This is a genomic window from Streptomyces sp. NPDC049915, from assembly GCF_040656475.1.
In the GTDB taxonomy this organism is placed as follows: Bacteria; Actinomycetota; Actinomycetes; order Streptomycetales; family Streptomycetaceae; genus Streptomyces.
On the sequence record NZ_JBFAMH010000025.1, the window covers coordinates 110,191 to 121,876 of the forward strand.

Genomic DNA, 11,686 nt, shown 5'->3' on the forward strand with positions numbered 1-11,686 from the left:
CCGCGGCTACGGGCGGCGCCTGCGCAACCGACCGTACAGGATGAACGCCTCCATGCCGGCGAACAGAGCCGCGGACGTCCACACCAGATACGGCGCCACGCCCCCGACCTCGGTGCCGAGCCGGGGCGCCAGCCAGCCCTCGGGGTCGACGACGAGCGTGACACGGCTGCCCCGTCCGAGGCCGTCGGCGCAACCGTCGGTGCCGTCGACGTCGTAGGAGAGGCGCTGGGCGGTGTCGGTGGGCACCACGCTGCAGGTGCGCCCCTCGCCGTGCTTGCGGTGATACGAGCTCGTGTCCACGACCACGGCGTCGTGCCGCACGCCGCGGTGGTCGAGGACGTAGTCGTTCATGGCGGGGCCCCAGAAGAGGCCGAAGGCGAAGCCCAGGACGGCCACGAACGTGCCGGGTCCGGCGCCGCACATGGCCCATGCCACCACGAGCACGAGCAGGGACAGCAGCGCCCCGATTACGACGAGGAACGTCCCCTGCCGCTGAGCGAGCCAGGCGCAGCCGGTCAGCGCCAGCGGGGTGACGACGAGAGTGCCGACGGTGCCGGGCCAGCGGCGGGATCGCCTGGTGGCCATCCATGGCGGCGTGCAGTCCGCCGCCAGTCCCCCGGCGGGAGAAGTGGCTGTCATGGGGTCACCCCTCGTCCCGTCCGTTCCCCATGAGGAAGCCTTTCGGAATGGCCAGCAAGGCACCTGTGAGTGTCAGGCACGCCGTGTCGACCTGTTCGAAGACGATGGCGATGGCCAGGTCCGTCGCGTCCGCACCACCCTCGGCCCTTCCCATCCGCTCGACTCCGGGTTTCCCCACGGCACGATCGATGGTGATGGTGACCGGCCCCCGGCTCAGGACCGCTTCCTTGCCCTGGCCGGCCGACCTGTAGGTGTACTGCCGGTCGAGGTACCACATATCCAGCCAGCGGGATCCCTTACGCACCCCCTTGACGCGCAGGTCGATGCGTACGGGGATGCCGTCGATCTGGAGCCACCCCCCGTCGAGAGAGGGCACCCCACCGCTTCCCCCACCGCTGAACACGGTCTCCGGGAAGTGTTCTCCCTTCAGCACCGCCTCGTTGTGCCGGGTCGCCCCGCTGGTCAGCATCGACCGCACGTCCACGTCTCCGAAGGGCCCGACACTGCCTCGGTATCCCTGTACGTCACGCGTCATGATCGGGGCCAGGTCGAATTCGAAATCAGTCACTGAAGATCTTTCCTTGGCGCCTGCAGCAGGCGATGGACCGGCAATCGGCTAGAACCAGTTCATCGGGTTGGCTTTGGATTTTGCGATGCTCTTCCCGAGATCCTTCGCTTTGTCACCGGCCCAGTCGGCGGCCTTCCCGGCGCCCTTCTTGATGTCGTCCCAGTGCTCAACAACCTTGGCGCCCGCGTATACGGCGCCCGTGACCGCCACCGCACCGATCGTGAAGGGGTTGGGTGCCACCGTGGCAGCGGTCAGCGACGCGTTGAACCCGATCTCGGCGACGTCGGCCACATAACCTGCGCCCTTCTTTTTGAAGGCAGCGGCCGGGTTCCCCTGTGCGACGACGTTGGCGATGCTGTATCCGGTCGAGGCGACCCCACCCACGATTCCGACACCGCGCAGCAGTCCGCCCGCTTTGCCCGCGAACTTCAGTCCCCTCCCCATCGCGGCGAGGCGCCCGGTGCCGAAGAGGCGTTGGTCGGCAGAGACGTTCCTCGTGACCTTCCAGAGGCTGGCCTGGGCGGCACGTCCGGGAATCTGACCTGAGTGGGTCAGCCCACCGTACATCTTGGCGATCTTGTCGGAGCCCACGAGTGCGGTCACCATGTCGGCGGCGCTGAACCTGCCGACGAGCCGATTGGTCATCATGCCGCTGCGCATCAGTCCATCGAACCCGGCCCCGATCTCCTGGTTGATGCGAGTGCCGAGAATGGGCAGACCACTGGCCCGCTGAAATGTGGCACTGCCCGACGCCAGCGCCCCGAGCCTGCTCGGCAGCCACTGCCCGGGGGCCGAGAGTGATCGGATGACAGGGCTGAACTGCTGCAGGGAGCGCCCCCAGACGCCGACTCGGGCCGGCATCCAGCTGTAGCGCATGGGCAGCCAGCGCAGGAACGCGGCCGCCTTGAGCTTCTTCGTCTTGAGGAACCCCTGCGCCAGGGAGTTCCCCACAAGCACCTTGGTGAGGTTCACGGCATGGAACGCGGCCGTTCCGCCGTGGCCGATCGTCGACGTCACATCTCCGACGTCGCCAAGAATCTCGGCGATTTCCTTCTCGTACGGCTTGAGCGCCGGAATCTGGGCGATGCCGTGAGCCCTCAGTCGGTCGACCCAATCGTCGAGGGACTCCCGCGACCGGCGCCGGAAGGCCTCTGCTTTTGCATCACCGCTGGTAGCCATGGCGTTGGCGATGAGCAGCACGCCTGGGGCCTTGAGATAGATGCCGGCCTTGATGATGTCCTTGGGATCGAATCCCGCCCAGTGCAGGCCCGCTTCCAGGTCTCCGTCCTCCAGGCGGGCGATGGCGGACCGCCTGCGCAGGTCCGGTGCCGCGTCGGAGACCCAGCTGCGCATGGGCTTCAGAGCGGTCAGCTTGGAACCGACCCCCAACTGTGAGGCCCTGCTGAACGCCTCGTCCAGCTTGTGCTGCACCCCGCCGCGGCCATCCAGCAGATTGGCGAGGCGATCCAGGTCGTCCGGGTTTACGTTTCTCATAGCCGCAGGAAACTCCGCTTCACTCGCCGCGGATGTTCAACTCTTCCTTGTCCGGAAGCAGGTCCGTGATCTTCTCCCAGACCTCGCCCGCCGTGGACTTCGCCAGGACCAGCGCGGTGTCGGGGCCCACTTGGCCCGGCATGATGGGCTCCTCGGGCTGTTCGCGGATCCAGTAGCCGAGGGGGCCGCAGTCCCAGACGGCGAGGGCACGGATCATCGTGGACTCCTGGCCCTCGTGCCGGCCGTCCCAGGCCGTCGTGATGCGCCAGGTGGCGTTCAGCGAGACGACCAGTTCAAGGAACCGGCTCAGGTCCGGGTCCTGCAGCGCGGGGTCCGCCTCCACGAGTGCCTTGCGGACGCTCTCCCGCGTCGCGTCGTCGTCCGCGCCCGGCTCCTCCAGAGCGACGAACGCCGCGTCGAGTGCCGCCATCCTCGTCGCGAGACGGACCTCCTCGGCCCCCTCCTCGGGCTTGTCACCGCGGTGCAGGTTGACCTTGCGGGCCAGCTCCCACACCAGCGTGTTGGGCTCGATGGAGACGTACTCGGACTCCTCCTCGCCCGGCCAGCCGTCGTGCGAGAACACCGCCTCCTGGCCGACGACCACACCGTGGTTGACGGGCCCGTGCTCGCCGGTGACCTCGACCTGGATCAGCAGCATCGGATCCGCCAGCGCGCCGAGCAGGTCGCGCAGCAGCGGCGCGAGTTCGCCTTCCTCGCCCACCAGACCGATGCGCTGCAGCTCGACCAGCGACTCCCACAGCTGCTCGGGCGGCGTCTCGCCGTCCAGGAGGTGGGCGAATACGGCGATGTGCCGGTCGGCCAGCCGGAAACGGGCACGGGAGCTGTCGTACGAAGGCACTGGTCGTGGTTCCTCTCGTGGAGCGGGCGCTCCGCCTACTTCTTCTTGTCCTGCAGGTCCTTGGCGTCCTGAGTGCACTGGTGCGCCTCGTCACGCAGTGCCTTGGCGACGGAGGCGCAGGTGGTGTGCCACGTCTTGAGCTTGCCCCGCACCTCGTCCGCGTTCGGACCCGACCAGGTCTTCATTCCGGTGGTGCTGTGGTTCTTCGCGGCGTCGACGATCGAGTCGATGTGGTCGGCGAGTGACCTCAACTGACCGGCACGGTGGTTGAGTTGCTGAATGTCAGGATTTGCCATGACAGTCTCCCCCGGTGTTCCAGACAGCCTCAGCATACCGACGTAGCACATCGCGCCCGGTTTGCCCCTGCCCCGTCCACACCATTCGTTCACACGATATTCCGATCTCCGGCAGAGCTGGACGGGAACTACGGATGGTGCGGTAGCGTCCCCTGGTGCAAACGGGTAGTCCGCTTTGCTTCAGAACTACACGGGGAGGATCGCTATGGATCGCGGTGCAGATCTCGGGCGGCTCCGGGACTTGTCCAAGCTGTACGCGCGCAAGGCGCACGACCTGCAGGCCCTCATCAAGGACCTGCAGGCGGCGACCTCGGACAGCACGGGCTACTGGAAGGGCCCGAAGGCCGACCGGTTCCGCGATGACTGGCACGACGTGAAGCCGACCTTCGAGAAGTGGGTCGACACGCTGAACGACGCGAGCAAGTCCGCCAACACCAGCGCCGACAACATCGAGCGCGCCACCTGATCCCAGGCGGTCCAGCGGATGTTGCACCCGTCCGGGGCATCCCGCGGAGGTCACATGACCTCCGCACGGGGTGCCCCGGCGGCATTTGCGGCGAGGCGGGCACCGACTTCCGCAGTCTGTCCGCCTGCGCCTCAGCGCCTCCGCGAGGTGTGAAGGAAACGGTGGCTGGACGGTTCTCGTGACGTGGGTGCTGATCTGCAATGGATAAGAAGAAGCGCGGGCGTCGGCCCGTGGCTGAGTATCAGCTGCCGCGCGCGTGATTCTGGGCGCGTTCACCGTCGCCCTCAATCTGTGCGGGCATGGCCCGTTCCCTTTGCCTACCGGCCAACTCGTTGCTCGAGGATCTGTGCTCCCGCGGAGTCACCACCGTTGCCGAGGTCATCGGCGTCGACAACAAGCCGAAGTACGTCAAGGTCCGCTTCGCCCAAGGCCCCGAACGGGGCACCGAGGTCAAGCTTTCGGACTACGCCGGCATGTATCCCGACACCCGTGAGGGCACCTCGGCACTCGCCCTCTGCCTCCTCTCCGCAACGGTCGCGGCTGTGCTCCGCCCGACGGTGGATCCTCAGGACCTGGCTTCCTGAGCCCCGCCCACCCCGGCCCGGCCGCCCCTGAGGAAGACACCTCCGCGAAGGTCTGGCTGACGAGCCCTGACCTTTTCCGGTCAAAAGAACGCGGGCCCCACTCGTAAAAGCAGGGACCCGCGGTTGTCATGCGGTGCGGTACTCAGCCGTTCATCACGCCCTGTACCGGCATGTAGGTGCCGCCTGCGATGAAGAGGCCGCTGCCGGCCGGGCCGCCGCCGCTGTTCGCAGGGAGGCGGATGCCGAAGAGTTCACCCTCGGACGGGGTCTGGGGCGTCAGCAGCAGGCCGTTGCGGGACTTGCGGGCCTCGACCGCGAAGCCGCGGTACTGGCCCGACAGGCTGTCCGTCGTGCCGGCCGCGATGAGGCCGATGCCACCGTCGGCGCCCTTGCGCACGACCGTCTCCAACGCCTCGTCCAGGCGTGTGTCGTAGAGGAGTTCGGCGTCGTCGGCGATGACGACGTACGAGCCGTTCGGGGTCTTGTCCACCAACTCCTCGAGGTCGTCCTCGCGGCTGTCGGCGTTCAGTACGCCGAGCACCCCGTCCCGGCCCTCCAGGTCGCGCAGCGGCGAGCGGCGCGGGGTGACCAGGACGACCGGCGTGCCGGAGCGCAGCAGCGACTCCGTCGCGGCCAGCAGGATCGTGGAGCGGCCGGACTTGGGCGGGCCCGCGATGACGAAGCCGGGGCCGTTCTCCTCCAGGTCGATGCCGATGGGGTGCAGCTCGTCTCCACCGACGCCGATCAGCGCCCAGAGCGGGGACGACGGGGCGAACTCCGGGTCCAGCGCCAGCGCTTCGGTGGCCGTGATCCGGGTCGGCAGCGCGTCCACACGCAGCGGGCGGCGGCCCGCCGGGATACGGCCGTAACGGCTCCGCGCCTCCTCGGCGATCTCGCGCAGCGCACGGACCTGCGCCTGCCCCGCCGGGTCCTCGGTGAGCAGCCCGATCTGCGTCTCGTCCACTCCCGTGTCGGTGAGGCGCAGGGCGCGGCCGGGCGGCATGTTCTTCGGCACCTCGCGGGCTTGCAGGCCGGCCGTGGAGTAGTCGTTCGGGTCGGCGAAACGCATCACCAGGCGGTCCGCGAACGCCGAGGAGACATGGCCGCTCAGACCGCTGCGGTCGGCCGTCATGACCACCTTGAGACCCACCGCCGAACCTTCACGGAAGATCCGCTGGGCCGACTCGAGCAACTGCCCGTAGTTGTAGCTCTCGAAGGTGGACGCGAAGCCCTCCCAGCTGTCCAGCAGCAGGACCATCCAGGGCAGACGCTCCTCCGGGGAGGCGCTCGCGCGCTGTTCGGCCGCGCTGGACGCGCCCTCCATCGCCAGCATCTGCTGACGGCGCGCGATCTCGGCCAGCAGGCGTTCGATCAGGCGGCGCACCCGGTCCGGCTCGTCACGCGTGACGATCGCGCCGACGTGCGGCAGCCGCATCAGCGGCAGCAGGGCGTTGGAGCCGCAGTCGATGCCGTAGACGTGCACCTCGTGCGGGGACGTGGAACGGGCCAGCGAGCCGGCCAGCGTGCGCAGAGCGGTGGAGCGGCCGGAGCGGGCGCCGCCCAGCAGCAGGGTGTGCTCGCCGTGCACCAGGTCGAGGGAGAGCGGCTTACGGCTCTGGCGGGCGGGCAGGTCGACCAGTCCGTACGGGATCGGCGCGACGTCCGCACCACTCTGCGGGGCGTCGCCGTACTCCGTGAGCTGGTCCAGCGTGACCTGCTCGGCCAGCGGCTCCAGCCACGGGCTGCGCTGCCGGCCGAAGCCCATCCGCTCGGACCCTTCGCGCACCGCGTCCACCAGAACGGCCAGGTCGGTCACCATCGTGCCGTCGTCCTCGGCCTCCTGCCGTCTGGGCAGCGGGCGGGCGTAGGAGTTCCAGGCCAGCGCCGTCAGGGTGGCCTTGGGGCCGGTCTGGCCGGTGGCCGGGCGACGGCCACCGATACGGGCGGACTGCACGCCGACGAGGGACTGGGCGCCGGAGCGTACGTACATGCGGCCGGGCGTGGACTTCGCGATCGCGCCCGAGTCGGGGGCGTCGATGACGTCCATCGACTCGGAGGCGTCCGTCACGCGCAGCGCGATCCGCAGGTTGGTGTTGGCGCGGATGTCGGCGCTGACCACACCCGCCGGGCGCTGCGTGGCCAGGATCAGGTGCACGCCCAGCGAGCGGCCCCGGCGGGCGATGTCGACCAGACCGGCGATGAAGTCGGGAAGTTCGGCGACCAGGGACGCGAACTCGTCGATCACCAGCACCAGTCGGGGCATCGGCTCCAGCTCGGGGCGGAGCTTGCGGGTGTCGTTGTAGTCCTCGATGTCCTTGGCGGCCGCGTCGAACAGGATCCGCTCGCGGCGGTGCAGTTCGGCCGCCAGGGAGGCCAGGGCCCGCTCGGTGAGGTGGGCGTCGAGGTCACTGACCATGCCGACGGTGTGCGGCAGCCGGGCGCAGTCCATGAAGGCGCTGCCGCCCTTGTAGTCGATGAGGACGTAGTTCAGCGCGTCCGGGCGGTTGGCCACCGCCAGCGAGGCGATGATCGTCTGGAGCAGCTCGGACTTACCGGCACCGGTGGTACCGGCGACCAGCGCGTGCGGACCGTCCCTGCGGATGTCGAGCACGAACGGGCCGTCGGCGGCGATACCGATCGGCGCGGACGTCGTCGAGCCGCTCGCCCGCCAGATGCGCTCCACGTCGACGCCCGTCGGATTGGGCATGTTCAGCAGGTTCAGCAGCCGCGCCGAGGTGGGCAGGGCGGCGTCGGCGTCGTCCCGGCTGACGTCACGGACGGGCGCGAGGGAGCGGGCGAGCAGCTCGCACCACTCGTAGCTGACCTGGTCGGCGAGCACCTCACCGGCGGATTCCAGGCCGTAGCCGCGGACCCGGACGTGGTGGGCGGCGTCCGGCGACCAGGCGATGACCGCCTTGCACTCCTCGGGCAGCAGGCGCTCGTCCTCGTCGATGCACAGGGCGAGGATGCCGTACTGCGGTCCCTCGGTGAGGAGTTGGGGAACGCCGGGGACGCGGCGCAGCAGGCGAGCGCCGTCGAGGACCAGCAGGACGGTGGGGTCCGGGTACAGCTGGCCCGTCATGCTGTTCTGCTCGCGGGCCGCCTTGCGCCGGGCCAGCTCGTTGAGCAGCTCGTTGACCCGACGGGTGATGCCCTCGGAGTCGAAGCCGACCAGTGCGATGCAGTCCTGCCCCTGTTCGGGGCTGGTGTGCGGCAGCCAATGCACCCAGTGCCACTCGGCGCCGGCGGCCGGGGTGGCGGCGAGCGAGACGAAGGACAGGTCCCGAGGGCTGTGCAGCACCGCGGCCTGCACGCTCAGCCAACGGGCGGTGGCCATCGCACGCTCCCGGTCACCGGCGACACCGACCACCCCGAGCTTGCTGAAGGGCAGGGTGACGGGCACATCGGTCAGCAGGGGTGGCTCCGGGCGATCCTCGTCGTAGCCCGAACCGCCGCGGCCCAGGACCAGTTCGACATCGGACGGCAGGCCGCCCACGCCGACGCGCAGTTGCATGGCGTCCGGGTCGGTCAGCCGGCGCTCCCACAGACGGCGGCGCGGCCCGGTCGCGAAGAGCAGGATCTCGGCCGGGTCGGGGTTGTCCTCGCGGCGGGCGCGCTGCTCGTCCCTGGCGACGACGGCCAGCTCGGCCTGGTGCTCGGCGAGGTCCTTCTTGTACTGCTTGAGGGAGGTCTTGTGCTTCTTCTTCCCCTCACGGTTCTCGCTGAGCCACTGCCCCAGCATCATCATCGGGCTCATCAGGCAGAACAGCAGCATGTAGATCTGCTTGGTGAGGAAGTACATGCCCACGCCGAACAGCAGGGGCATGAACGCCATGATGAACTGGAACCGGGCCCGCTCGCCCTTGCTGGGCGGTACCGGCACGACGAGCCGGCGCCGGGGGCGCAGCGGGGAGAGCCGCGGTGGACGGTTGTAGGCGAGGCCGCCCTCGCTCATCGGGGACAGATGCGCGTCGGGTTCGACCACCCTGTCCAGGACCAGGAGCGAGTCACCGACCCGTACGTCGCCGCCGAGCGGCCACGTGGTCTGCCCGGTCACCGTCTCGTCGCCGAGCCGGACCTGCGCCTCGTCCTCCGGCGCGAGCCTGGCGTTGCCCTGCAGGTCGATCGTGAGGCGGAGCGCGACCTGCGGCAGCGAGGCGTCCGGCAGAGGCAGCGAACAGGTCGGGGCCGCGCCGGCGGTGGCGGCGCCGACACCGAGCCGGACCACGCGGCCCGAACCCGGACCGCCGGCCACCCGCAGTTCGTACTGACCGACCGGCTCCCCCTTGCGCAGCAGCGGCCCTATGGAGTCGTCCACCGAGACCCGCATGCCGTCGCGCAGCACGGTGGTCGCGGGCGCCGCGGGATCGCACGGCACACCGTCGGCCCACAGCACCGGCGCCGTGGCCACCGCCGTCCCATAGCCCGGCATGCCTGCCGTCGGCGTCGGGTGCAGGGGCACCACGTTGCCGGTCGTGCCGCCGTGCGCCACGACGGTCGCGCCGGTGGCCGTCGACAGTGCCTCGGCGACGTCGCCGGCCGTGGCCGTGTCATCCGTGTCGACAACGACGTCCTGCGGCTCACCGCCCTCACGCACGACCGTGACCAGCATCTGCATGGTCGTCATCCTCCCCGTCGGACCCTGGGGCCGGGTCCGTCTCCATCGTCACGAGCCGGTTGCCGGTTCCCGCACGTCGTCGCTCCCGGCGTGATGCGTTGCGCGGTGGGGGAGCGATGTGGTGGGGTCCTCGTCGTTCGCTATCGCAGACACAGTAGTGACAACGGGAGCCGGCGGGAGTGACGGGGGCGTGAAGGCATCGGGGTCCGCGCGGCCGAAGCGGGGCAAGGCGGCGCGCGGCGGCCTGCGTTACGAGCACCGGCCGGGACGGCCGGCGGGCGACGCGAACACCGGAAAGCGGGACCGGGGGTGGCTGCTCGGCTGTGTGACGATCCCGGTGGCGTTCCTCGCCCTCCTCGCGCCGGTGCTCTACCTGGACACGGTCTGGGGCCGGGACATCTGGGCCGGCCTCGCGCCCGCCTGGCCGGGAGGCGCGTACGCCTTCGCCGGATGCGTCGGAGCGCTGGTACCGCCCGTCTTCCTCGCCTTCGTGGCACCGCTGACCCGGATGGACTGGAAGAAGAGCCGGCTGACGGCACTTGCCCGGGTGCTCGCCGCACTGCCCGGGCTCGCGGGCGGGTGGCTGCTCGCCGGGATCATCGCGGCGACCTTGCGGCCCCGGCACCGCCGGGACTGGAACGGCAGCTGCCACGCGCGGGGCGGCCCCTGCTGGGTCCACGACGCCTACCCGTTCCTGTGGGCCGTGGGGACGGCCGCCACCCTCGCGGTCGTCGCGCTGCTGATTGGGCTCTTCGCCCGGCGGGTGCGCCGCACCGACGACACAGCGCAGGCTGCCGGTCCCGCCGACTCCCCTGCAGGCACGGCGTCTTGAACCGCAACAGCCGGTCGCCGTTCGCCGCCACCTACCCGACCCGCGACAACCGCGCCTGTGGTCTGCCCTCCTCGTCGCTCTCCGAGGTGTACGTCAGGTCGTCGCCGACGGGGGTGAGGCGCACGGGGTGTGCGGCCGGGTTGCAGCCCTCGTGGTTGCCCTTCGCCCCCACCGACGTGGCCACCAGTTCCTTCCGCGTCACCCGGCGCAGCGTCAGGATGCCGTCGCAGTGGCCGCCGAGCTGGTCCGTCTGCCGCAGCGTGCCCACCTCCTCGCCCACCTCGGCCCGGTGGACGGTCAGCCGGAACGTGCCGAGCGGCAGCGTGCCGTCGAGCGCGGTGGCCTGCCCTTCCCAGGTGCCGACATAGCGCACCGGCACCGTCCTCGGCGACGCCGGGGGCGGTGCCGGCCGGGGCGGAACTGTGCCCGGCCGGAGGGCGCGCTGCCGGCGCCGCCGCCACCGCTGTCCGGCACGAGGTCGAACAGGAACGCCGATCCCACGGTCACCACGGCCAACGCCCCCGCCAGCGCCAGCGCCACCGAGCAACTCAGCCGCCGGCCCCGCCCGCCCTCCCCCGGAACGGCCACCGCGGCGACGGTGAGGGACAGCTTGCCGGCGGGCGACGGGGCGGCCGTCCCGGTCCCGGTCCCGGTCTCCGGGGCGAGGGCCGACCGCGCCGCCTCACCGCGCTCCGGCTGCTCCCCCGTCGGCCGTACGGCGTCCACGGCCGGCGTCGGTGACGGGATCGCGTCCGCCCGCCGCTCGGGGGGCGTCTCCTCCACCCCCGGTGCCGGCATGACCGGCGGCGGGCCGAACCGTCCCACGACCGCCGGGCTGCTGAAGCTGACGGGACCGGAGTTCGCCGGCATCGCGCCCTCCGCGATCGGCACCGAGCCGCCCGCCGACGCGCCGTCCGGAACTCCGCTGCCCTCCCCCGCCTCCGTCTCCAGGTTCAGCAGCCGCACCGCAGTCCGGCTCACCTGCTCCACCAGCGCGCCCGGCAGCCAGCCCCCGGAGACGAGGGCGGCCGCGCCGCCGGGAGCGAGCAGGCCGGCGATGCGGGAAGGGGCCGGGCGGGCGTCCGGCTGCTTGGCGGTTGGGCGGGTGCCTGGCGGCGGCTTGGGTGGGGTGAGGTCGTCGTTCGTGTGCGCGTGCGTTGTGGTTGCTCGCGCAGTTCCCCGCGCCCCTTGAATGCCTGCGGCGGCCCGTTGCTGTCCGGTGGCCGGTTGCTGTCGCGCCTGCGGTTCGTTGTGGGTCGGGGCCGGGGTGGGGGGTGTCCGTCCTCGGTCCGGCCGCCCGTTTCCGACGAGGGGCGCCCTGTGCCGGTGC

The 11,686-nt window shown here is 70.7% G+C and carries 10 protein-coding genes and 1 pseudogene; 3 read left to right on the forward strand and 8 right to left on the reverse strand.

The features are described from left to right. Nucleotides 1-6 precede the first annotated feature (6 nt). From AB0J12_RS31780 to AB0J12_RS31800, 5 genes are all read right to left on the reverse strand, one after another. Nucleotides 7-585 (reverse strand): hypothetical protein, encoded by a 579-nt coding sequence (locus AB0J12_RS31780; protein WP_363268027.1) that lies wholly within the window; start codon nucleotides 583-585, stop codon nucleotides 7-9. A 58-nt stretch (nucleotides 586-643) separates the two neighbouring features. Continuing rightward, nucleotides 644-1,174 (reverse strand): hypothetical protein, encoded by a 531-nt coding sequence (locus AB0J12_RS31785; RefSeq protein WP_363268029.1) that lies wholly within the window; start codon nucleotides 1,172-1,174, stop codon nucleotides 644-646. An 81-nt stretch (nucleotides 1,175-1,255) separates the two neighbouring features. Continuing rightward, nucleotides 1,256-2,701, reverse strand: coding sequence for a PE-PGRS family protein (locus tag AB0J12_RS31790; RefSeq protein ID WP_363268030.1), 1,446 nt, complete (start codon nucleotides 2,699-2,701; stop codon nucleotides 1,256-1,258). A gap of 19 nt (nucleotides 2,702-2,720) precedes the next feature. Next, nucleotides 2,721-3,560 (reverse strand): hypothetical protein, encoded by an 840-nt coding sequence (locus tag AB0J12_RS31795; protein ID WP_363268031.1) that lies wholly within the window; start codon nucleotides 3,558-3,560, stop codon nucleotides 2,721-2,723. 35 nt (nucleotides 3,561-3,595) lie between these two features. After that, on the reverse strand, nucleotides 3,596-3,856 hold the full coding sequence (locus tag AB0J12_RS31800) for a hypothetical protein (protein ID WP_363268032.1): 261 nt from the start codon (nucleotides 3,854-3,856) through the stop codon (nucleotides 3,596-3,598). 205 nt (nucleotides 3,857-4,061) lie between these two features. Here AB0J12_RS31800 and AB0J12_RS31805 point away from each other — a divergent pair, with 205 nt between their 5' ends. Next, nucleotides 4,062-4,322, forward strand: a complete 261-nt coding sequence (locus tag AB0J12_RS31805) for a WXG100 family type VII secretion target (RefSeq protein ID WP_363268033.1) — start codon at nucleotides 4,062-4,064, stop codon at nucleotides 4,320-4,322. A 299-nt stretch (nucleotides 4,323-4,621) separates the two neighbouring features. Further along, on the forward strand, nucleotides 4,622-4,906 hold the full coding sequence (locus tag AB0J12_RS31810) for a hypothetical protein (RefSeq protein WP_363268034.1): 285 nt from the start codon (nucleotides 4,622-4,624) through the stop codon (nucleotides 4,904-4,906). 142 nt (nucleotides 4,907-5,048) lie between these two features. Here the strand turns inward: AB0J12_RS31810 and AB0J12_RS31815 are convergent, their stop codons facing one another. Beyond that, nucleotides 5,049-9,524 (reverse strand): FtsK/SpoIIIE domain-containing protein, encoded by a 4,476-nt coding sequence (locus AB0J12_RS31815; RefSeq protein WP_363268045.1) that lies wholly within the window; start codon nucleotides 9,522-9,524, stop codon nucleotides 5,049-5,051. Between the two features lie 190 nt (nucleotides 9,525-9,714). Between AB0J12_RS31815 and AB0J12_RS31820 the strand changes: the two genes are divergently transcribed. Continuing rightward, nucleotides 9,715-10,356: a hypothetical protein gene (locus AB0J12_RS31820; protein WP_363268035.1), complete on the forward strand. Its 642-nt coding sequence runs from the start codon at nucleotides 9,715-9,717 to the stop codon at nucleotides 10,354-10,356. 31 nt (nucleotides 10,357-10,387) lie between these two features. Here AB0J12_RS31820 and AB0J12_RS31825 read toward each other — a convergent pair whose 3' ends face one another. Then, nucleotides 10,388-10,729 (reverse strand): hypothetical protein, encoded by a 342-nt coding sequence (locus AB0J12_RS31825; RefSeq protein WP_363268036.1) that lies wholly within the window; start codon nucleotides 10,727-10,729, stop codon nucleotides 10,388-10,390. After that, nucleotides 10,654-11,686, reverse strand: a pseudogene (locus AB0J12_RS31830) (hypothetical protein); the annotation flags it as partial. The pseudogene AB0J12_RS31830 and the gene AB0J12_RS31825, both read right to left, overlap by 76 nt.